Origin of the sequence: Rhizobium sp. Root1204 (assembly GCF_001424965.1) — a bacterium.
Taxonomy (GTDB): Bacteria; Pseudomonadota; Alphaproteobacteria; order Rhizobiales; family Rhizobiaceae; genus Pararhizobium.
Window position 1 is genome coordinate 42,574 of record NZ_LMCZ01000018.1, and the last position, 22,980, is coordinate 65,553.

Here is a 22,980-nt window from a genome sequence, read left to right on the forward strand (position 1 = left end):
CAATTTCTTATCGTCCAACATCCTTCTTTGGACGCGATGGTATCGAATTGCATCCGACCGGATATCTTCGATCTTGCCTGCTTTCGGACGTATTCTCTCTTGGGATGCCGTATGAAGTCACAAATCGCGCTGCAAATCACGAAGGATGTCGATCAACTGTGGTGCCAACTCTTTAATCTCAGCAATGTGTGTTTTTGTCAGCCGCTTCAAAACTGCGTCGGCTTTCTCGGTCAGCGCCAATGTTTGCTTTCTCTTGTCTGCGAGATCAGTGGTCCGTGAGACATATCCCGCAGCGACGAGCCTTCCAACAAGTTCGGTGGCCGAATGCGGCGCAATAAGCAGGCGCTCAGCCAGGGCTCCAATCGTCATGGCTTCGAAGCCGCGATGCCCACGGATCGTAAGGAGGGCCTGATGCTGTTGCGCAGGCAAGCCTTCCTGCTGCGCCGCCGATGCGCTGAAATCCATAAAGCGGCGAAGCGTATAGCGCAGGTTGGACAGCGCCTCGTAATCGGCGTCCGTTAGATCGTCCTCCAGTTTTTTCACCTTTCCTCCCCGCGATTTGTGCCTTCGAAGCCCATATACGGCCACACCTGTTGGCAGGTAACCCACAGATAGGCGGCCGTCGTAAAAATTCCGGCACCTTATGCGCGTTTCGTAAAAATCGCCTGCCCCAGCAAACCTGCAGCGTTGCGCGCTCATTATCAACTCTCTGATGCCCGAGACATTCGGCCGGTTGCAGGCAGAGATCGCCTGACTGCAACCGGTTCTCTTCGCCAGTTGATATATGTCGTAATACGATATATATCCGCGCCAACCAATATTGGCAGCAGGACCTACAATGTCATCACAAGAAAATCCGCACCGTACCCATGATTTCATGGGCGGCCTCTCCCGGCGCGAGGCCGGGGATTTTACCACCGACAAGCGCGTTCTCGCGTTAACCGGAATGGCTCTGGTTGTTGGCACCGGCGGCGCCTTTGCTGCCTGGGTTCTGGTCAGTCTCATCTCGCTGGTGACAAACCTTACCTGGTTTGGCCGCCTCAGCGTTGCGCCAGCGTCCTTGGCCGAAGCGCATCGCTCGGTCTGGATGGTTCTCATCCCCGTCGTCGGAGGCCTCGTGATCGGGCTGATGGCCCACTTCGGATCAGAAAAAATCCGCGGTCACGGCATACCGGAGGCGATCGAGGCCATCCTGATCGGGGGCAGCCGCATGTCGCTGAAGGTCGCTATCCTGAAACCGCTCTCATCGGCGGTCTCGATCGGAACCGGGGGGCCGTTTGGTGCGGAAGGGCCGATCATCATGACGGGCGGCGCGATCGGCTCATTGTTTGCGCAATGCTTCAATCTAAGCTCGGCCGAGCGCAAGACGCTGCTGGTCGCTGGTGCTGCCGCTGGTATGACTGCGATCTTCGGCTCACCGATCGCGGCGATCATGCTGGCCGTTGAACTGCTGCTCTTCGAGTGGAAACCGCGTAGTTTCATCCCTGTTGCGGTTGCCGCCTGTGTCTCCGTTTGCTGGCGGCCATTCCTGTTTCAGACGGGGCCTCTCTTTCCCAGGCAGTTTCATATGGACCTGCCCTGGTGGGGCATCTTGCTTTGTGCGGCGATGGGTATCATCGCGGGCATCCAATCTGGCATCCTGACAACGCTGCTCTATAAGGTTGAAGACCTTTTCGAAGCGCTGCCAATCCACTGGATGTGGTGCCCTGCGCTCGGCGGGCTTGTCATTGGCCTCGGCGGTCTGATCGAGCCAAGGGCGCTTGGCGTCGGTTACGATATCATCGACGGTCTGCTGAACAGCAGCATCTTGCCCGCGTCGGTTTTGACGATTTTGCTCGTAAAGGCGGCAATCTGGCTGGTCGCACTCTCGTCGGGAACTTCGGGCGGCGTCCTTGCGCCGCTCCTGACTTTCGGAGGCGCGCTTGGTTGGCTCGTCGGTCTTGTCCTTCCCGGAGATCCCGGTTTCTGGGCGCTGCTTGGTATGGCGGCAATGATGGGTGGCACCATGCGCGCGCCACTGACGGGAACCTTCTTTGCCGTCGAGTTGACCGGCGATGTGTCGGCCCTGCTGCCGCTTCTGGCCGCGACAGTTGCCGCCTATGCCGTGACTGTGCTTCTGCTCCGCCGATCGATCCTGACCGAGAAAATCGCCCGCCGCGGCCAGCACATCACCCGCGAATACGGCATCGATCCGTTCGAATTTGCGCGTGCTCGTGACATCATGATCAAGGAGGTCGACACGCTTCCAACCGATATGACCGTTGATACAGCCACCAGCTTTTTTGTAGCGACGGCAAACGCCCACCGTATCTATCCCGTCGTGGACAGCAACGGCGTTCTTAAGGGATTGGTCTCGCGCGCGGATGCCTTGCGGTGGCAGCAAGAGAAAGAGTTTTCCGGCCAACTCCTTGGAGATCTCGTCTCGGACGCCTCGCTGCCAGTTGCCCATCCCGACGACACGGTTGGTTATGTCGCCGACCTCATGCTCATCACGGACGCTGGTCGCATTCCGATCGTAGATCCACAAAGTGGTCGGCTTAAGGGTCTCATCGCGCGCAAAGACCTGCTCCAGCTTCGCCATACTCTTAGAGCAAGCGAGACAGAACGGCGCCCCTATTTCGGATCGCGCAAGGGCGTGGAGAAAGAGCAGATATGAATTTGAAGCAACAGCCAATGCTTGTGTAGACTAGCCCACCATTCACGTGGTGATGGCAGCACAGGCATTCGGCTTGAGGCAGATGCTTGGACAATATATCCTAAGGATCATGGGAGTTTCATTTCATTCGTATCAGTCGTCAATTTCACAAAGCATCTACAATACTGGTCTGGGTTGCATCTTAAAGGTTATTGGAGGTGACCATGTTGGGTGTTCGCGACCGTGATACCGTCAGAGCAGCGGTGCACCGAACGCTGTATCTTCACTTCAATGGGCGGCCCGAGGAGATATTTGATGTGAAAAGAATCAGGGTACTGATTGCTGACGATACAGTTGCAACAACCGGCGATCTTGCACTGGAGGCGGACATCTCTGCCCTTATTCGCGAAACGATCGAGGATCATATTGCCTTTTTATGGAGAAATGGAGCGTCTCATACGTTTCACCGCGTGAGTGCGCCGGGCGCACCCCCGGCATGGAGCTACGCAAGCGGGGGATCAATTCGACATGGCTGAGCGGCAGGATCGTCGACGTCATTGCCAACTGACCAAAGAACTGGCGACTGTTGGACAGGACGGCTTCTCCATTCGCGCAGACCTTTAAAAGATCGCTAGATTCGGGTTAGTGCCGGGTCGTCGAGTGCCGGATTGTAGAAAAGCGAAAGCGTCAGGCTTCGTGCTATGCGATCCGCAGTTTCAGTAAACCAGGCTCTGGCTTCCGGACTAGGAACGACTTCGTCAAGCGTTGCAGCAAACAGCTCCAACCATTGCGGAAAAAGCTCTGGCGTCATGTTTGCAACGCCAAGGTGAGCCTGAACCGGCTTTCCGCCATAGGCGCCACTGCGGAATGCAACGGCGGACCAGAAGCTCTTCATTTTCTCCATGTGCTCCGGCCACCGCCCCGCCAGCTTCGCATCAAATACTGGTCCGAGCTGCGGATGTGAAAGCACGCGAGCATAAAACGCCTCCACCAACACGCCAATTAAGAACTCATCGATGCCGAGCGATTTCATCTCGGCTTCCGCACGTTCTCGGATTACCGCGCTGTGGGCGCCACGCCCCTGTAGTTTGTCGTCCATTTATCACCCAGCATCTGCCGCATCGGCACACACAATATAGTTGCTGCGAACGCCGTGCCAAGCGTCAAATGGGTGTCAAGGAGTTGTAGCGGCCGGCTTTGATTGCAAGTTTTCTCTCCCTGGCTTGCTAGGCCGTGAACCCATTAATTTCAGCGCAATGAAGCTGCCGAGTTTGATGCCGGGGGCGCCAATCAGTTCACATGTTCTAGGTGGATGAGTGGATATGGCCTGCCCTGGCCGTCGATTGGCGAGCGACCTGTCTGTTTGAACCCCATTCGTTCATAGAAGCGAACAGCTTGATCATTCTGCTCGTTGACAATCGGTTGTCATTTTTGGATGAAGCACGAGGCCGTGCTTCACAAGGGCAGCACCAATACCGTTTCCACGCAGGGCGGGATCAACGAATAGCGCTTCCATGTGTCCTTCGTCGATCAGCATGAAGGCCAGCGGATAGTCATTTTCATCAACCGCCAGCCAGAGTGGAGCGTGCGGAAGGAACTCGCACACCATTTCGTCAATGGCGCCACGTCCAAAAGCTGGCGAACGACCATCTGTGCCTCAAGACTCTCGGGACGAATTTACAGATCCCTGCAACGCGCATCGATCGCGCGGCTCGATTTCTCTACATCTATCGAATCGAGAAGATCGAAAATGCTTTGACTCCCCAGCAAAACCACGTCATCGGTGGAGTATCGGGGAGCCTTTATAATTACGAAGGAATGGAAAATGCAGAAGTTGGGTCCGTCCCTCTGAGATCGCGGAAGATTGTTGTCATCCAAGCCCCTGCACTCGTGCTGGTCTAAAAGGCACACTTCATTCGTCTAGCAGTCGTTCGAGGTAGATGCCGTCCCGAGCGATGGAACCGCTCTCCAGACGATCATAAAAAACTGCGCAAAAAATCAAATTTAAACATAAAAATACCAGCTTGAATCGAAACAGCAGGTGTGTATGCTCGCAATAATAGCGACGTGCATTCATAAATAGATATCCGGATCAGAGCAATAGGGGGAACTATGCTTGACTGGTTTGCAGATACGCTTCGCACATATCCTGAAATTGCGATATTCATGTCCTTGGCGCTGGGGTACTACTTCGGCTCCTTTACCTATAAAGGTTTAGGACTTGGGGCGGTGACGGCCACGTTGATCGCGGCTGTCATTATCGGACAGCTCGGGATTACGATTTCGCCTCCGCTCAAGGCGACGTTCTTTCTGATGTTCCTTTTCGCCGTCGGCTACGGTGTGGGGCCGCAGTTCGTGCGCGGCATCGCAAAGGATGGCATACCTCAAGCGCTGTTCGCTGTGGTGGTGTGCCTCTTTTGTTTGGGCGCACCATATCTTGCCGCAAAATTTGCGGGGTATGACATGGGATCCGCACTGGGGCTCTATGCCGGTTCGCAGACCATCTCCGCATCAATGGGCCTCGGGACTGACGCCATCAACCGTCTTGGCTTGCCACCGGAGGAAGCGAAGCGGCTGCTTGATGCAATGCCGGTCGCTTATGCGGTGACCTACATTTTCGGCACTGTGGGTTCGGCCATTGTGCTGGCACTGATCGGTCCTGCGCTCCTCGGTATTGACCTCGAAGCCGAATGTAAGCGGTATGAGGAGGAAAAGGGCGGTAAAAAGGAAATGGGTGGAGCCGGCACGGCTTGGCATCATTACGAATTGCGGGCCTACAGGGTTCGCAAAGACGGGCTTGTCGTCGGAAAGACGGCGCGTGAGGCCGAGTCCATGTTTCCTGAGCAGCGAGTGTTTGTCGAGCGGATCCGTCGCGGCGGCAAGATCGAGGACGCAACTGCCGACACCGTCATACAGGCCGGAGACATCGTTGCCGTGGCCGGGCGCCGCGATGTGCTGGTGAGCCTGATCGGCCCTGCTGCCGAAGAAGTTGACGATCGCGAGTTGCTCGCAGTGCCTGCGGAAGGGGTCGATATTCTTGTGACGGACAAAAAGGCCGACGGCAAGACGCTGGCGGAATTGGCGCAATGGCCGACGGCCCGTGGGGTTTTCCTCCGCCGTATCGCCCGTGGGGCCACTGCGACAGAAATTCCAATTCTCCCCAACACGCAGATTCATCGCGGTGATGTTTTGACCGTTGTTGGGAGGACGCAGGACACAACCGCCGCCGCTAACGCTCTCGGTGTACTGGACCGTCAGACCGACATTGCCGATGTTGCATTCATTGGCGGAGCGATCACCATCGGCGCGCTGATCGGCGCGCTGGTCTATAAAGTCGGAGACGTGCCCTTCACGCTCTCCACGTCCGGAGGCGCGCTGATCGCCGGCCTTTTCTTTGGCTGGCTGCGCTCCGTTCGTCCGAAATTCGGGCGAATCCCGTCACCGACTGTCTGGTTCATGAATTCGGTCGGGCTCAATATCTTCATCGCGGTGGTCGGAATCTCGTCCGGACCGGGTTTCGTCGCGGGCCTGCAGCAGCTCGGCTTCAGCCTGTTCCTGTGGGGCATATTCGCAACGACAGTGCCTCTGGTGCTGGCTATGTATGTGGGCAAATACGTGTTCCGGTTTCACCCCGCCATTCTGCTGGGGGCCTGCTCGGGCGCCCGGACGACGACTGCGTCGCTTGGGATGATCAACGACCGGGCTAAGAGCCAGATCCCAGGGCTTGGCTACACCGTGACCTATGCCGTCGGAAACACGCTCCTGACGATCTGGGGCATGGTCCTCGTCATGATGATGACCTGAGGTTTGGGCGGGATACTGCCGTGAGCAGCCGATCCCGCCCGCACCGGATACCTGCCACGCAACGATGCGCGGCAGTTTTGCGCAAACGCTTCGCTTAGATCCAGAAATCAGGAACGTCTCGCACCGAAATCTTTAGTAGCAGGGAAACTGCCGATGCGGCCGACCATTCGGACGGCGTCGACGATGACGTTCGATCAAGACAGAACGGGGAGAACTCGATGACCGAGACCGCACATATCGACCAGTTCCTGCTGATACATTCAGCGCGTGCAGACAACTGGCGCGAACTTACCAGCCTAGCTGACGCATGGGCCGCCAATCGTGGTGAACGAGCCGGGTTGGAACTGGCGCTCGCCGCAGCGGGAGCTGCTGAAGAATACCACGCCTATCCCGGAACGCGATTGCTCGACGCCTTGAAGGAACGTATCGCCAGCAATGATCCCACCGGAGCCGCGAAGCTGGCGCGGCGCATCTCGAACGGGCTTCTGACTCATGCCTACAAGGGTCGCTTGGCCGAGTGGGACGTTCACGATGTGATGTCGGACGATGAGGTGGTCGACATCATGCCGCCGGCGACAGGTGAAACAGGCGGCCGTCGGCCCTATTTCGAGGTGCTGTTCGTCAACAGCCAGCCGGCAGCACGATGGCCCGCATTGGCTAACGAAGTTCGCAGACTGCGACGTCCTGAGGACGGTTTTATATATGAACCGATCTTTGTTGGATCATTCGAAGACGCATTCTGCGCGGCGGCGTTGAACCCGGATATCATTTCCGTGGTGCTCGCCGAGGGCTTTCCCTACCGCTCACGCCATGACGCGCCAGTGCTGCGCTCGGTGCTGGACCCACTCGGAGAAACTGAGGGATCGGATGTTTCGGCGCTTCGCCTTGCGCGTTCTTTGAAGAGAATCCGTCCGGAACTCGACATCTACCTACTGTCTGACCGCCAGGTCGAAAAACTTGCTGGAGATCCAGCCGCCGATGCTGTGCGTCGTATCTTCTATGCGGTCGAAGAGCCGCTGGAACTGCACCTCGCCATCATGGAAGGTGTGCAGGCGCGTTTTGAAACGCCGTTCTTCGACAATCTGAAGAAATATGCGCGTCGGCCGATCGGGACGTTTCATGCGCTGCCCATTGCGCGCGGCAAGTCTGTGTTCAAGTCCGACTGGATCCGAGACATGGGCGAATTCTATGGCCTCAACCTCTTCCTTGCGGAAAGCAGCGCGACGACAGGTGGGCTGGACAGTCTTCTGGAGCCGACCGGCACTATCAAGCGGTCGCAGGAGATGGCCGCGCGTGCCTTCGGCGCCGACCACGTCTTCTTCGTGACCAATGGCACGTCGACATCTAACAAAATGGCGGTTCAGGCCCTGCTGGCGCCTGGCGACATCGCCGTCGTCGACCGCAATTGCCACAAGTCGCACCACTACGGCATGGTGTTGACCGGCGCGCAGCCCTATTATGTCGAAGCCTTTCCGATGACGGAATATTCGATGTATGGCGCGGTGCCGCTCGCGACGATCAAGCGCGCGCTGCTGGCGCTGAGAGCGGAAGGGCGTCTCGATCGGCTGAGGCTGCTTGACCTTACCAACTGCACCTTCGACGGGCATATGTACAATGTCCGGCGGGTGATGGAGGAGTGCCTTTCGATCAAGCCTGACCTCATCTTCCTGTGGGACGAGGCATGGTCCGGGTTCGCTCGGTTCTCGCCGTTCCTGCGCCCGCGCACGGCTATGGGCGCGGCCGGGGATCTGGAAGAATGGTTGCGCGATCCTGCGTCCATCAAGGCCTATGATGAACAGCAGACGGAACTCGGTGACAATCCTTCGGATGAAACGCTCATGGCTGTGCGCCTGATCCCCGATCCGCGAGCCGTTCGACTCCGGGTCTACCAAACCAACTCCACGCACAAATCGATGTCGGCGATCCGGCAGGGCTCGATGCTGCTGGTCAAGGACGTGGATTTTCATACTGTGGAAGCTCAGTTCCACGAGGCTGTCTTCACCCACGCCTCTACCAGCCCGAACCAGCAGCTTATCGCCAGTCTCGATGTGGCGCGGCGGCAGATGGAACTTGATGGCTATGGTCTCGTCATGAACGCGATCGAGATCGCGCTCAAGATCCGCCAGGCGATCAACGAACATCCGCTGATCTCGAAATACTTTCGAGTACTGGGAGCGGACGAGATGATACCCGAGGCCTATCGGCAGTCGGGCTTCAAGGACTATCTGGCGCCAGGTTCGACCTGGGCAACGGCGATCAAGTCGATGCGGGAGGACGAATTTTACCTCGATCCTACTCGCATGACGCTGGTCTGCGGAACTGCCGGTTTCGACGGGACACAGTTCAAGGGGTTGCTCGCGACTGAGTACGATATCCAGTTGAACAAGACCTCGCGGAACAGCGTGTTGCTGCAGTCGAACATTAACAACACGCGCAGCGATATCGCGCATCTCATTCGCGTCATGGTCGAGATATGCCATGGCATCGACAAGCGTCTCGCCGATGGCGGGGAGGGTGAACGTAAGGCGTTTGCCGCACGGGTAAAATCGCTGATGACCGACGTGCCCGACCTGCCGAACTTCAGCCACTTCCACGAGGTCTATCGCAGCGATGCGGGACGAATGACCCCGGAAGGTGATATCCGCACTGCCTTCTTCAACGCGTATGACGCGTCGGTGTGTGAATACGTGCCGCTTCTCGGAGCCGAGTGCGACCGGCGCTTGACGGAGGGGCCGGAAATGGTCTCGGCCAACTTCGTCATTCCCTATCCGCCCGGCTTCCCGATCATGGTGCCGGGGCAGGTGCTGACGCAGGAGACAATCGATTTCATGCGCAAGCTCGATGTGAAGGAAATCCACGGTTACGAGAAGGCAAGAGGGCTGAAGCTGGTCAAACCGGACGCTGTCTCAGCCAAGATGAAGCGGTAATGGGCAACGATCAGGCTCTGCAATATGACGCGGCGCCTGATCGTTCCACCAGTGTATTTTCAGGCTTGCCGGTTTCGACACGAACGTTCCGGCAGGTGATGAGGGTGGGCATGCCTCGATACGAGGCAAGGGGGAGTTCGTCTAATCATGCTTTGGGTCGAGCAATTTCTGGTCAAATATCCCGAACTGGCTGTATTCCTTGCAATCAGCATCGGATATCTGATCGGGACGGTTAAATTCCGGGGCTTTGGCTTGGGACCTGTTACTGGCTCACTGTTTGCGGGCATCCTCATTGGCCAGTTCGCCCATGTGCCTGTGGCCGGCATGGCGAAATCCTTTCTGTTCCTGCTGTTCCTCTTCGGGATTGGTTACTCGGTCGGGCCGCAGTTTCTGCAGGCCTTGAAGCGGGACGGGATGAAACCCGTACTTCTCGCCATCGTCGTCTGCGTGACCGGGCTTTTGACAGCCATCGCAGTTGCAAAGATCCTGGGACTCGATCCCGGCTTTGCGGCTGGCCTTCTCTCCGGTTCCCTGACCGAAAGCCCGGCCATGGGTACGGCGACGGAAGCGATCAATGCCCTGCCATTGCCAGAAGCCGACCGCGCGAGGTTCGTCGCCCATGTCGCGGTGGCGGATGCTGTTTGTTATGTCTTCGGTGCAGTCGGTGTTATTCTATTCTGCAGTGTCGTCGGTCCCAAGCTGCTCGGCATCGACCTGGTCGCCGAGGCGCTGAAACTGGAAAAGGAATACGGGATTACCCGAACGCGAGCCGGCGTCTCCTCGGCTTGGCACAGGTTCGAAATGCGCGCCTATCGGATCGCAGAAAACGCGCCCATCGCAGGCATGTCTATCCAGCATGCGGAGGCAACATTCCCCCAACACAGGCTTTTCGTTCAGCGTCTTCGACGCGACGGCGCGATCGTTGAAGCGGCTCCGGCATTGGGGATCAATTCGGGAGATATTGTTGCTGTGTCGGGGACGCGAGAAGCGCTGGTAACGGTCCTTGGACCGCGCAGCGAGGAGGTAGAGGACCGCGAACTTCTCGATATCCCGGTGTCGGTTGCCGACATTCTCCTGACAAACCGCGAGATCAAGGGGCGGAGCATCGAGGATGTGGCCACGGAGAACTGGACACGCAGCCTCTATCTGCGCGCCCTGACACGTGGGGGGCAGGATATCCCGATCGCACCGGGTATTACTGTTGAGCGTGGTGACATCCTGCGGGTAGTCGGGCCGGAGCCGGTCGTCTCGGTTGCGGGCAAGCGGATCGGTGTTGTTGTGGCACCTGCGACAACGACGGATTTCTTTGTTCTCGGACTTGCGATTTTTCTCGGCGGGCTTGTCGGCGTTCTCGTCACAGTTCCGATCGGCGACATGCGGATTTCCCTGAGCACCAGTGTCGGCACGCTGCTGGCAGGATTGATGGTCGGGCATCTGCGCACGCGCTTTCCTCTGTTTGGTCGAATACCGGATGCCGCTGTCTCGCTGATGACGGCGCTCGGGCTTTCCGCCTTCGTCGCGATGACCGGTCTGCATGCGGGGCCTGTCTTTTTTTCAGCCATTGCTGACGCGGGCGTTGGTCTTCTCTTCGGCGGGATGATCGTGACCATCACGCCCATGATCGTCGGACTTTATTTCGGCCGCTACGTTCTGGGTATGAACCCGATTCTACTACTTGGTGGTCTTGCCGGCGCCCAGACGATGACGGCTGCAATGGCAGCCGTTCAAGAGCGATCAGGCAGCATGGTCGCGGTGCTCGGATATACGCCGGCCGTTCCAATCGGCCACATTCTGTTGACGACCTGGGGAACAGTGATCGTCGGCATCATTGCCGGATCGTAGCGATGTGCGGTCGCAGACGGCAGCGCAAGCGACCCACGACGACCAGATTCAGCCCTAAACCTCTTGTACTGCAGTGCAACCAAAGGAGGCATTTGAATGATGAAGAGCATGGACTGACTGTCAAATTCACGCATCAGCGACAAGGAACCAATCTGATGTCAAGCAAACCTAAAACGATATCTGAATCCAAAAAACACATTCGAATCCAGACACGCCGACCCTTGGCCTGGAAGCACGGTATGGCAGGGGGCATTTTGGCGACGGTGGCCTTGCTGGCAGTCGCCAACACGTCATCTCAGGCCCAGGATATTGAGACCAAGTATAGCCGAGACGCAATGCAGCAGGCGCTGGAGACGCGGGAACGCTACGACGTTCACGGCCTGCGCTTCGGCATCTCCGCCTCGACCTTGAGATCGGGCACGGAAGCGATCCTTGATGACATTGCCACAGCGCTCAAGAATTTCCCGGAATGGGGCTTGAGAATTGTCGGCCACACGGATTCGAGCGGCAATGCGGAAACCAATCAACAGCTCTCCATAGCCCGTGCGGAAGCCATCAAGGCAGCTCTTGTCGAGCGTGGGATCGCTGCCGATAGGTTGCAGGCAGGAGGTGTCGGGCAGACGATGCCTGTCGCCAGCGACGACAGTGGTGCTGGGAGAGCTCTCAATCGTCGGGTCGAACTCGTAAGGACGACGGACTCGACTGAAGCCAAAAAGTTGCTGAAGGCCATGACGGACTACCTGGCAGGGCAAAAGGCCATGTCGTTCTCCTATGACTCCAATCTCCAGGTTGTCACCAACAGCGATCAAAAGCTCGGGCTCGCAAGCTCCGGGACTGTGATTCTCAATCGACCGGATAAGGTACACACGTCCCGCTCCGGCGGCTTTATCGACAGCGAGGCCCTGTTCGACGGCAAGACGCTGACACTGCTTGGAAAGAACGTCAACAAGTACACACAGGTCGAAATCCCCGGCACGGTGGACCATCTGATAGACGAGCTGAAGGACAAGTACGGGCTGCCGTTGCCGGCGGCTGATCTGCTGATGACCACGGCCTATGACGAGCTGATGAAGGGCGTCTATGACTCCAAGGATCTCGGAAGTGGCGTCATCAATGGGACCGAGTGTGACTCTCTCGCATTCCGCAAGGATGATGTAGACTTTCAAATCTGGATCGCTCACGGCGCAGAGCCGTACCCCTGTAGGTTGGATATAACATCCAGCCAGGTCCGAGGTGGGCCCGCATACAGCGTTCAGATCAGCAATTGGAAATCCGGAGACAGTGCCAAATCGGATGATTTCGGCTTCAAGAATACAAGCAATGCCGAAAAGATTGATGTGAACGATCTCAAACACAGCCTTGGCGATTTGCCAGAAAACTTCATGGTAGGAGATAAGAAATGACCCTCTTCAAGCGCGCAGGAATTGTTTGTCTCGTCTGGGCGGCATTGCTGGGCGTGGGGGATCTGTCGAAGGATAGTCCAACCCTCTCGATCCTCACGCTTGCTCCGGATGCTGTCGCAAGAGTTGGCCGTCCGTTGACGCCGGTCAGCGTGGCAGGTGTCGCCCGGCGAACCACCCGGCGTTGCGCCACCGGCGCCTATAACTGCTAGGCTTGCCGTTAGCAGCCTCAGTCTTCGTCCCGGAGGCCTTCAGGTTCGGCGGGCGTTGTCTGGCCGAACCAAAGGACGGCGGAAACCTTGAAGAGGAAGGCCGTCGTCCAGCCGAACAGCAGTATGCCGTTCACGCCCTCTAGGGCGCTGACCAGCCGCCACTTCCCACCGAGCGTCACATCCCCATAGCCGATCGTTGCGAAGGTGACCGCAGAGAAATAGAGGGCCTCTTCAAAGTCCGGCAATTCACCGGTCAGCTTATAGGCGAGTGCCCAGATGATGATCTCTATCAGATGGGCGATGACGAAGCCGACGACAAAAACGTAGCACCATCCGAGGCGCGCAAGGGGGCTGAGGTTCTCCGCATGGCTGAGGGGGCGGATGCCGATGTAATAGAGCCACAGAACGGCGACGCCATGCACGGCGATGGTGGCAAGCAGCAGGGCTGTTCCCGTCACGATGACCAGCAGCACAAGGATTCTCCGTGAACTCTGAGTTTCTTTGTTCTCGTTTGTCTATTTGGAAAACCGGTTCCCGCTTTTCTCTGAAAACCTAATTTCCTGTTGGTTGACTGGTCGTCGCAATCGGTATCGTGTCCGATGTCCGAGGCGGTAGCAGGTAGAGGGTCATGGCGAGGATCAGGTAGACCATCAGCAGCAGCACGCCGACGAACCAGGTCGAATGTCCGCCGGAGGTCACGAGAACGACGGTCATGGCTGCAAGGAACATCATGACGACCGCGCCGGGCCAGAATTGCAGGTCCATTGGCGTCGGGCCGATCACATAGCTTAGAAGCACCAGAACGGGCGCCACGAAGAGCGCGATCTGCGCGGCGCTGCCGAGCGCGATCCCTACACTGAGATCGAGCCGGTTCTTGCTGGCGCCCGAGAAGGCCGAGGCCATCTCGGCAGCGCCCCCGACCAGCGCCACGATGATGAAGCCGATGAAGGCCGGCGTCATGCCGAAGGAGGTTGCGGCCTGTTGCACTGAGCCGACGAAGATTTCACCGACTAGCGCCACCAGCAGCGTCGTGACGGCAAGCGTCGCAAGCGCAACACTCATCGGCGGGCTGGATCCGTGTTCGCCGGCTTCGGGGCTGCTGAAGAGTTCGCGATGGGTCTTTTGCGAAAACAGCAGGCCAAGGGCATAAACCGCGATCAGTAGAATGGAGAGACCGATACTCAGTTGCCGGGTGAACCCCGACATGACGACGGAATCAGCGGCCGATACCGCGGACGGGATCAGGATCGCGACCGTCGCGACGAAGAGCAGGCTCGACTGGAAGCGAGCATTGATGCGGTTGAATTCCTGGGTCCGGTACTTCAATCCTCCGACCAAAAAGGAAGCTCCTAGCAGAAACAGTGTATTAGTGACGATCGCGCCTGCTATGGAAGCCTTGACCAAATCATGCTGGCCGGCCTGTAGCGCGGTAAGAGCGATGACCAGTTCCGTCAGGTTGCCGAGTGTCGCATTGAGCAGGCCGCCGCTCGCGTCACCCATTTTTGCCGCAACACCTTCCGTTGCGTGGCTGAGGAGCACAGCGAGTGGAAAAATCGCCAGGATCGACAGGATGAACAGCATCGTGTGTGAGGTTGGCGCCAGATGTTCTGCTGCAAGCACGATTGGTACGAAAATGAGCAACCAGAGTGCCCGGTTGTGGCGGATTTCTTGCAGCAAGCTGCCCATATTCAAATCCAGTCCGGTTTGATGCGAGGGGGACAATTGCGATTGGGCTTAGAAACGTCGGCGGCAGCACATTCTGGGTGCCGCCGACGCATGTTCAATGGCCGTTGAAGACCAGGGTCTGGACCGGAAGCAGCATGGCCTGCATGCGCAGGATCATCGCGTGCACGAGGCCGACGGTATCAACGACATGCAGGTACACCCATTTCAACGTGCCGATGTTCGGATCGGCAAGGGCATCATGGTTGTTGGTGTAGGCATTGGCGATGCAACTGCTCCCGGGCGGCACGCCGTCGAGGCCGCCGGGAAAGAGTGGCTGCAGGAAGACGGTGAGCGTTCCGGGCTGGGCCATCTGCTGAACATCGATCAACTGGTCGGTCGGTCGCAATTGCCCCGCCGCTATCACGTCCTGAACCTCAGTCACGACGAGAGGGATGATGGTGAAGGGCTTGCCGATGCAGGTTGCCTCGGCGATCATGCCGGGCTTCATCACCTGAGCCTCGATCTGACCGAAGCCGGCGATCAGATTGCCACGCCCTGCCTGCTCGGGCACCAGAATACCCGCCGGACGGATCATGGTATTGACGACATCGCCGACCCGCAGCGTAAACTGCTGGACGGTTCCGGCAATACCTGCGTGCACCGTCGTTTTATCAAGTTCCACCTGCGCCTGCGCCAATGCCGCTTCGGCACTCGCCTTTTGGGCCGGCAGGAGGGTGGCGATCTTGGTTTCCAGCGTTGCCTTGGTGGCAATGGTCGCGGCCACGGCGCTTTTGCGGCCCTCGACGGTGGTTTCGAGACGCTCGACCTCGCGTCTGGCAACCGCGTCGGTTTTGAGAAGCTGGGCTTTCATCTCGTATTCGTCGATAGCCGTCTGCAAGGCGCTTTGCGCCTCGCTGATCTGCGCGTCCGCCGTTATGAGTTCGGTTTTGGTGACCGTCATTTCGGCATCGAGTTCCGCGATCTGGCGCCGCGCGGTTTCGATCGCGGCCTCCTGCTGGGCGCCGTCCAGCCGGAAAAGCGGATCGCCGGCGGCGACCTTCTGGTTCAAGCCGACATAGACTTCGTCGACGCGACCGACCGATTCCGGCAGGATCGTCACCGTGCGGAAGATCGCCGTGACACTCTTGGTCGACGGGTGGAAGTAAAAAATCATGGTGATCAGCGAAACCGTCAGCAGCAGACAGGCGCTAATGCCCCAGCGGAGCTCGTACCACATGGTGTAAAGCGTGATGTCGATGCCGATCCTCTTGCCTTGGCCGTAGCGGCGGAAGAGGTAATCCGGGAAGATCGTCAGCATGGAGCATAGGATCAACTCAAACATGTGCAGATCCCTCCGCCATGGTGTTGGTGCGGACCACGGGTTCCGGCAGAGACGCCGGCTCACTGTGTTCGATACGGGCGGGATTGTCGGTCTCCTCATCGACTGTGGGTCTGCCGGAGAGTTTCGCAAGCGAATCCGCGATCGAATAGAGCGGAGTGGAAAAATCCGGAATATGGACGAACGCGAGCAGCAAGCCAGCGATCCAGAAGAGGTGATTGTGGGTAAAGAGCGAGATCAGCGCCAGAACGGCGACGATTTCCATCTGCACCTTGCTGGTGCGATGCGCCATACGTTCGGGCACAGCATGCAACTGAAAATACAGGTTGCCGATCACCAGCACCACGACGATAAGGAAAATGATGACCCCGTAGAAAAGATAGTCCGTCTGCCCCGGCGCCGTGATGAAGGGCGGTAAGTGTTCAATCGCTGCTGGATGTATCGAATCGGCCATGCAAGCTTTCCCCCTGGTCTATAACTGCGTGTCTTCCAAGTCGTCTTCGAAATGTGGCTGGCGGGCTGTCAGAGTTGACGCGTTTGAAGAGGCGAGGTTTGAAGCCCCACCTCGACACGCGCTTCAATCACATCGCCTTGCGGGCTTTCGTCCATCCATGCATTCAGCAAGGTATAGGCTGTCGCCAGGATCACTGGCCCTAGGAATATGCCGAGAATGCCGAAGGCAATCAGTCCGCCGATGACGCCGGAGAGGATCAGAAGCAGCGGCAGGTCGGCACCCTTGCGGATGAGGACGGGTCGCAAAAATCCATCCAGCGTCACGGCAAGCAGGGTGAAAACCAGAAGCACGGTCGCCCACACACCGTCTCCGGAATAGTACAGCCATATGACCGCGGGAAAAAGCACCAGCCCGGGTCCGATCTGGACAAGGCAGAGAACGAACATCAAGGCTGTCAGCAGAGGCGCAAAGGGCATGCCGGCCACGGCGAGGCCGATGCCTCCAAGCGCGCTCTGGGCAACGGCTGTGACCATGACGCCGAGGGCGACGCCGCGGATGGCCTTTCCGGCGAGACGGACGGCCATTTCGCCACGATCACCGCCCAGGCGCCGGCCGAACCGAATGGCCGTCGCCGCTCCAGTTTCGCCACCGGAATACATCACGGCGGCGATCACCGTCGTCAGGACAAACTGCAGGAACATCCCGCCGAAATTGCCGGCGGCCAGGGCGAACCATTGTACGGTAGCACCGGCATAGGGCAGCAGCTTCGGTGCGATCACGTTGATGCCGGAGGTCGCAAGCCGGGTCCAGGCCTCCGCCACTCTGCCGCCGAACAGCGGAATTCTCGCTACCCAGTCCGGGGGCAGGGGGATCTGCAGCGTCAGGGCATTGTGGACGAGTTGGGTAATGCCATCCAGATTGGAAAGGATTGTGCTGACCGCAAGCCAGAAGGGAACGATCAGCGCGAAAAGCAGCGCCAGCGTCATGATCAGCACGGCAATGATGCGGCGATTTCCGGTGTGGCGCTGAACCCAGATCATCAGCGGCCACGTCGCGATCACCAGCGTCATGGCCCAGAGGATGGCGGGCAGAAACGGTTGCAGCACCCAGAAGCTGGCCGCAATTAACCCACTGACGAACATCACGCTCAGCGTGATCTGGGTGAGGTCTCGACGCAACGCATGCTCCCCTGCTTCATCACTAACGTCGGCCTACGGATGTGGATACGCTCCCCAGCGCACCGCTTCGAAACTCGGCCTGCAATTTGCAGCCAGAGGTATGCGCGAGAGATGCTTCCACCGGGCGTCAGACTATCTCTGGCGGGGTGAACTGCAGTAGAATAAGTTGTTGGAAACATACACCCTTGCGCGTCCGTTGCAAGCTGTTAGTGTGTCCAACTGTGTCTCAAATTCTATGGTGAAATAAAAAACCGTGAAACCTGACGGCATGCCCAAAAAATACACACTTTATCAAAGCTTAGATGGCGGGAAGTCGAACATTATTAGTAATGTCTGAAGTTTTTTATGTAAACGTGGCCGAATTCGTGCACGTTTTTTACTGCACTTTGGACTGTCCGAAGTGTGCGTGATTTTTATGTTTCCCGGGTCGAAAAAATTGGAGTGCTGGGCTTAGAACGTCGTTGCCAAAATGCGCGGAAGTCCGATTAAAACTCATTCCAATGAACATAGTTGCAACTCCGTGAGACCGATAGCTTCGTATATTCGAGTGCTGATCTATTACTGATATAAGAGCTTGGGAACGCGGGTTCCTGACGATACGCGTACCCCTTTCGGCGGGGAGCCGATATTGCTTTGCTCCAGCCACGCGGTGCGACGGCCGGTTGAATTGGTTTGCCACAGACTGCTGGATCAACAGGAGAACTAAGCCAATGACCGTAATCGACTATAAGAAGTACGAGAGCATGAGCCCGTTCGAGATCAAGGACGGGCTGATCAAACTCGCCAAGGCCAGTGCGCAAAAATCGGCCCATGCGTTGCTGAATGCCGGCCGTGGCAATCCGAACTGGATCGCGACCACGCCGCGGGAGGGCTTCTTCCTGTTCGGAATGTTCGCACTCTCGGAAGCACGGCTGACGATGGACAATCCTGCGGCCGGTCTTGCCGGCATGCCACAGATGAAAGGCATCGCCGCCCGCCTGGAGGCCTGGCTTGCCAAGCGCGCGGAAGATCCCGGCGCCGAGTTCCTGTCAAAGATGGTCGATCACGGCGTCAAGGCGTTTGGCTTCGACGCCGACGCCTTCGTGCACGAGCTGACGGATTCGATCATTGGCGATAATTATCCGGTTCCCGACCGCATGCTGGTTCACGCCGAGCAGGTCTCGCACCGCTACCTGATGTGGGCTATGGGCGGCGATACGGCCATGTCCGGCAAGTTCGACCTCTACGCCGTCGAGGGCGGCACGGCTGCAATGTGCTACATCTTCAAATCGCTGATGGCCAATCGCCTCCTGAAGAAGGGTGACACGATCGCCATCGGAACACCGGTGTTCACGCCGTACATCGAGATCGCCGAGCTGGAAGACTATGCCTTCGAGGCGGTTCACATCAGAGCGACACAAGAGCACCGCTTCCAGTATTCCGACGAGGAGATCGCCAAGCTCGAAGACCCGAAGATCAAGGCCTTCTTCGTCGTCAATCCGGGCAACCCGACCTCGATGGCGATCGATACGGCAACGCTGAAGAAGCTGGTCAACCTGGTGAAGACCAAACGGCCGGACCTCATCCTTCTGACTGACGACGTCTACGGCACCTTCGTTCCCGGTTTCCGCTCGCTGATGTGCGAGCTGCCTTACAACACCATCGGCGTCTATTCCTATTCGAAGTACTTCGGCTGCACCGGTTGGCGCTTGGGCGTCATCGGCATCAACGAGAAGAACATACTCGACGACATGTTGGCCAAACTTCCGGCCAAGGAGCTGGAGGCGCTCGACAAGCGCTACATCTCGATCACGCTGGAGCCGCGCAAGCTCAAGATGATCGACCGTCTCGTCGCCGACAGCCGTGACGTCGCACTCAATCACACGGCCGGGCTCTCCCTGCCACAGCAGGTGATGATGACGATGTTCTCGATCAGCGAGCTGATGGACACCGAAAAGGTCTACCAAAAAGCCTGCATGGAGATATGCCACAACCGCGTCAACACGCTGCTCGAGGGCCTGCCCCTCGATTTGCAGCCGAACGCGAACTTCGCGGCCTATTACGGTACGATCGATTTCGAATTCTGGCTGCGAAAATACGTCGGCGAGGACATGGTGACATGGCTGAAAGCCAACGTGCATCCACTCGATCTCGTTGCACGTCTTGCTGAGGACCATGCCATCGTGCTGCTCAACGGCGGCGGGTTCGAAGCACCCAACTGGAGTGTGCGGGTGTCTTTCGCCAATCTGCCCGATGATGCCTATGACGATATCGGCCGCGCGGTGCGCGCCGTCGGGCGCAGTTATGTCGATATGTACAACGCGACGAAAGACAAGTGACGCGGAAGAAGCTGGGCCGATCCTTTTCGTTCGGTCTGGTCTGCAGGCCCACTTCGGTTCGCGGCAGAGGCGAACGATATCCAGCGCGTCAGGAGAACGAATATGCAGAGCGGATTTCAGTTTACAAGCGTCCACACCCCTCTCGTACGCCTTTCGGCACCTGAGGCCGACAAGGACAAAATGCTGTCGGGGCGAGAGAAGAGCCAGCTCAACCGCTCATCGACAGCGAAGCGGCGGGACGCTCGAGCGGCAATGTGTGCGCCACTTTCATTCTTTGACGAAAGGCGCATAATCGCCCGGAAGCCTCGACGTTTTCTTCATCGACGCACGGTTGGCTTTCGATCCTCCGGCGCGCTGTCAGGTTTCTCAAGTGGCGCGACTGTCCGCGCCACCGCCTATGGAGGTCTATGAGATGCACCTGCATGGCCTTTCAGCATATCTGCGCTTCGTTTTCGCGATCCTTATGGCCTCGGTGTTCAGCCTTGCGGCCACAGCCGGCGCGATTTCAACCTCGGCCAGCGCGCAGCAACTGCCCTCCTCGGGCAGCGAAGAAACAACCGCGACGCCTACCCCTTTGACCGCGAGTGAACTTGAGGTTCTGGTCGCACGCATCGCGCTCTTTCCGGATGAGTTGGTCGCGCTGGTGTCTTCTTCGTCGCTCTATCCACTACAGATCATCGAGGCGCAACGTTTTCTGGAGCAAAAGAAGGACAGCGCCGATCTGAAACCTAAGGAAAGCTGGGACGACAGTGTGATTTCGCTGCTCAACTATCCTGATATCCTGAAAATGATGAGCGACGACCTCGACTGGACGCAGGCTCTGGGAAGCGCGCTTGCCTATCAGCAAAAAGACGTCCTGATCGCCATTCAGGACTTACGCGACAAGGCCGTTGCAAGCGGCGTGATCAAGACCGACGACAAGGTGAAGGTAGAGACGCAGGGCGAGAACGTCGTAATCCAGGCGGCCGATCCGGAAAAGATCTATGTGCCGAGATACGAACCCGAAATGCTGTACGAGCCGGGTTACGTTCAAGCTCCGGTGACCTACTATGACGATCCTTATCCCAGCTATTACTACCCCTCAGCGCCCTATTTCGCGGCTGCCATAACGGGCGCGGCGATCTGGGCGGCGGTGATCGATTGGGACGATTTGGGCGTCTGGGGCGGGCGCTGGAACGGCGACGTCGATATAGATTGCAACAAGTGTTTCAACAACATCGATATAGATCGCGACAAGTTCAAGATGGGCGACGTGGACTGGAAAAACATCGACCGGTCGAAGATCAAGTTCGACAGGAATCAAATTGCCAACATCGATCGCGGCAAGTTCAAAAACGAGTTCAAGGCCGACCGAGGCAACAACATCGCCAACCGAGCCAACGATGTCCGTCGAAACGGCGGCGACAGGATAACAGGCAACCCAAAGGTTTCGGTGGATGACGTTCGAAAGAGCAAGGTCGACGCCAATCGGACCCGCGCCGAACGTGAGCGCGCCGCCAACAGCAACCGCATCAAGGACAGACCCGCTGCTGCGGACCGAAAGAATGACGGGAAAGCCGCCGCCAATCGATCGGTGGCCGGCAACAAGAAAATCTCCAACAGCCCGAAGAACGTCAACCGCAAGATCAACAAACCGAAACCCGGCGCCCAAGCCAACAAGTCCGGCAACCGCTCGGCGGTTGGGAACGTCAACAATAAGCGTCAGACGCAGATGTCTTCGAATCGTGGCCGCCAGTCAATGAACGGTGGCGGTCATCGACGTCCGCAATCGATGGGTGGCCACCGTGGCGGCGGCGGAAGGCAAATCCATCGGGGCGGTGGTGGCGGACGCCGTCGCTGATGGGACAATCACAGCTGAGGATCATGGAAATGGTACGTGTAAAGCTGATGCTCTCGATTCTAGGAGCAATACTTGTTGGCGAAACGCTGCTGACGCGACCAGCGCATTCTGCAGATTTCGACAACGATCCGCCGCTTGAGGAATATATCTCTGCGGACGGTCCGCCGGAGTTTGCGACGCCCGAGAAGGCGGTTGAGGCGTTCAGGGCGGCCGTGGGAGATTTCGACGAACTGGCGCATTTGCTAGGACTGGATGCGGCGAAAGCCAAAGCCAACGATGGCACTACCGACAACTACGCCGCAATTCAGGCCGGGGTGAAGGAAAAGCTCGTCTTGCAGGATCAAGTCGACGGCAAGATGCTTGAGATCGGCAATCAGCTTTGGCCTCTGCCTTTCCCACTGGTCAAGACGAAAGACGGCAAGTGGTCGTTCGACACCTATGCCGGGCTTGAGGAAATCGCGGACCGCCGCGTCGGCGAAAACGAACTTTCGACCATCGATACCATGCGGGATTATGTCGATGCGCAGGAAGATTACGCCTCGCAAGATCGTGATGACGATGGGATTGAAGAATACGCGCAGAGACTGATCAGCAGTGACGGCAAGCACGACGGACTGTATTGGCCTGCCGAGCAGGGCGACGTCGATGAGAGCCCTGCCGGTTCGGACCTGGTGGAAGGCGACGCGCTGGAAAAAGCAAAGGCGGCTTTGGGATACAACGGCTACCGATACCGTATTCTCACAGCGCAGGGCGACAATGTCGCCGGTGGCAAGTTCGACTATGTCATCAACGGGAATATGATCGCTGGCTTTGGTCTTGTCGCTTGGCCGGTGAAATATGGCATCACCGGCGTCAAATGCTTCGTCGTTAACAAGAGTGGCATCGTCTACGAAGCCGATCTTGGAGATCAGACGAGTGAGATCGCCGATAAAATCCGCACGTTCAACCCCGAGGACCAGTGGGATGTTGCAAAAGAATAGGAGTTTTGGACTTGCGAATGGGAATCGCACGACCAGTTCTTTGCGGCAACGCAGCTGGGAGATTCGTTGGCAAACGGCCGAGGCATGTCCTTCGGATTGCGCGCTCTTGCCAAGTCGGCCATGACCGCCGACGCACAGGCCCTGGCCACCGCTATCGTGTCGATGCCGCGCAGCCGCACTCCCTCACCAGACAATCCTGCAGCGTCGGTTGTCGCGCTCCGTTGTTGCACCGGAAGACGTAGAATAGTACCATCTGCTCTATCGGCGCGGGTAGTATTTTTCGCCCGCATTGAATGTGAACGTTCTTGATACGGCATTTTTTTGCCATCAGGTGATCTCGTCGTCAACTCGGCACAGAGCGCATCTGCCTGTACATCAAAGGGGAT

General features: G+C 57.8%; 17 protein-coding genes and 1 pseudogene. 10 read left to right on the forward strand and 8 right to left on the reverse strand.

The genetic code is table 11. The features are described 5' to 3' along the window. Positions 1 to 117: 117 nt before the first annotated feature. Entirely contained in the window at positions 118 to 465 is a 348-nt protein-coding gene (locus ASC96_RS16925) for a helix-turn-helix domain-containing protein (RefSeq protein WP_156397607.1), read from the reverse strand. Positions 466 to 838: 373 nt separating this feature from the next. Between ASC96_RS16925 and ASC96_RS16930 the strand changes: the two genes are divergently transcribed. Continuing rightward, positions 839 to 2,656 (forward strand): chloride channel protein, encoded by a 1,818-nt coding sequence (locus ASC96_RS16930; protein WP_060504320.1) that lies wholly within the window; start codon positions 839 to 841, stop codon positions 2,654 to 2,656. 203 nt (positions 2,657 to 2,859) lie between these two features. Then, complete coding sequence (locus tag ASC96_RS32725) at positions 2,860 to 3,171, forward strand: hypothetical protein (protein ID WP_156397587.1); 312 nt, start codon at positions 2,860 to 2,862, stop codon at positions 3,169 to 3,171. A gap of 95 nt (positions 3,172 to 3,266) precedes the next feature. Here ASC96_RS32725 and ASC96_RS16940 read toward each other — a convergent pair whose 3' ends face one another. After that, positions 3,267 to 3,734, reverse strand: coding sequence for a truncated hemoglobin (locus tag ASC96_RS16940; protein WP_060504322.1), 468 nt, complete (start codon positions 3,732 to 3,734; stop codon positions 3,267 to 3,269). 191 nt (positions 3,735 to 3,925) lie between these two features. After that, positions 3,926 to 4,262: pseudogene (locus ASC96_RS31860) on the reverse strand (acetyltransferase); the annotation flags it as partial. 485 nt (positions 4,263 to 4,747) lie between these two features. Between ASC96_RS31860 and aspT (ASC96_RS16950) the strand changes: the two are divergent. The 5 genes from aspT (ASC96_RS16950) (at position 4,748) to ASC96_RS16970 (ending at position 12,820) form a co-directional block, all read left to right on the forward strand. Continuing rightward, positions 4,748 to 6,439 (forward strand): aspartate-alanine antiporter, encoded by a 1,692-nt coding sequence (gene aspT, locus ASC96_RS16950; RefSeq protein WP_060504323.1) that lies wholly within the window; start codon positions 4,748 to 4,750, stop codon positions 6,437 to 6,439. A 218-nt stretch (positions 6,440 to 6,657) separates the two neighbouring features. Then, positions 6,658 to 9,366 carry a decarboxylase gene (locus ASC96_RS16955; protein ID WP_060504324.1) on the forward strand — a complete coding sequence of 903 codons (2,709 nt, stop codon included), beginning with the start codon at positions 6,658 to 6,660 and terminating at the stop codon, positions 9,364 to 9,366. Between the two features lie 147 nt (positions 9,367 to 9,513). Continuing rightward, the gene (gene aspT, locus ASC96_RS16960) at positions 9,514 to 11,208 is read left to right on the forward strand and encodes an aspartate-alanine antiporter (protein WP_060504325.1); all 1,695 of its coding nucleotides are present in this window, start codon (positions 9,514 to 9,516) and stop codon (positions 11,206 to 11,208) included. Positions 11,209 to 11,447: 239 nt separating this feature from the next. Beyond that, positions 11,448 to 12,611: a DUF2092 domain-containing protein gene (locus tag ASC96_RS16965; RefSeq protein WP_060504326.1), complete on the forward strand. Its 1,164-nt coding sequence runs from the start codon at positions 11,448 to 11,450 to the stop codon at positions 12,609 to 12,611. Beyond that, on the forward strand, positions 12,608 to 12,820 hold the full coding sequence (locus ASC96_RS16970; protein WP_060504327.1) for a hypothetical protein: 213 nt from the start codon (positions 12,608 to 12,610) through the stop codon (positions 12,818 to 12,820). Before ASC96_RS16965 ends, ASC96_RS16970 begins: the two co-directional genes overlap by 4 nt. Positions 12,821 to 12,837: 17 nt before the next feature. On the opposite strand, the gene ASC96_RS16975 is transcribed toward ASC96_RS16970, so the two are convergent. From ASC96_RS16975 to ydiK, 5 genes are all read right to left on the reverse strand, one after another. Next, on the reverse strand, positions 12,838 to 13,293 hold the full coding sequence (locus ASC96_RS16975) for a potassium channel family protein (protein ID WP_060504328.1): 456 nt from the start codon (positions 13,291 to 13,293) through the stop codon (positions 12,838 to 12,840). A gap of 79 nt (positions 13,294 to 13,372) precedes the next feature. After that, complete coding sequence (gene cax, locus ASC96_RS16980) at positions 13,373 to 14,506, reverse strand: calcium/proton exchanger (RefSeq protein ID WP_060504329.1); 1,134 nt, start codon at positions 14,504 to 14,506, stop codon at positions 13,373 to 13,375. 94 nt (positions 14,507 to 14,600) lie between these two features. After that, a complete protein-coding gene (locus ASC96_RS16985; RefSeq protein ID WP_060504330.1) occupies positions 14,601 to 15,827 on the reverse strand; it encodes a biotin/lipoyl-binding protein in 1,227 nt (408 codons plus the stop codon). Then, entirely contained in the window at positions 15,820 to 16,278 is a 459-nt protein-coding gene (locus tag ASC96_RS16990; protein ID WP_060504331.1) for a hypothetical protein, read from the reverse strand. Before ASC96_RS16990 ends, ASC96_RS16985 begins: the two co-directional genes overlap by 8 nt. A 68-nt stretch (positions 16,279 to 16,346) precedes the next feature. Next, positions 16,347 to 17,456, reverse strand: coding sequence for an AI-2E family transporter YdiK (gene ydiK, locus ASC96_RS16995; RefSeq protein WP_244482117.1), 1,110 nt, complete (start codon positions 17,454 to 17,456; stop codon positions 16,347 to 16,349). Positions 17,457 to 18,166: 710 nt separating this feature from the next. On the opposite strand from ydiK, the gene ASC96_RS17000 reads away from it, so the two are divergent. From ASC96_RS17000 to ASC96_RS17010, 3 genes are all read left to right on the forward strand, one after another. Further along, positions 18,167 to 19,774: a bifunctional aspartate transaminase/aspartate 4-decarboxylase gene (locus ASC96_RS17000; protein ID WP_060504332.1), complete on the forward strand. Its 1,608-nt coding sequence runs from the start codon at positions 18,167 to 18,169 to the stop codon at positions 19,772 to 19,774. Between the two features lie 412 nt (positions 19,775 to 20,186). Further along, a complete protein-coding gene (locus tag ASC96_RS17005; protein ID WP_060504377.1) occupies positions 20,187 to 21,614 on the forward strand; it encodes a DUF3300 domain-containing protein in 1,428 nt (475 codons plus the stop codon). Positions 21,615 to 21,643: 29 nt separating this feature from the next. Further along, complete coding sequence (locus tag ASC96_RS17010) at positions 21,644 to 22,594, forward strand: DUF2950 family protein (protein ID WP_060504378.1); 951 nt, start codon at positions 21,644 to 21,646, stop codon at positions 22,592 to 22,594. Positions 22,595 to 22,980: the final 386 nt, after the last annotated feature.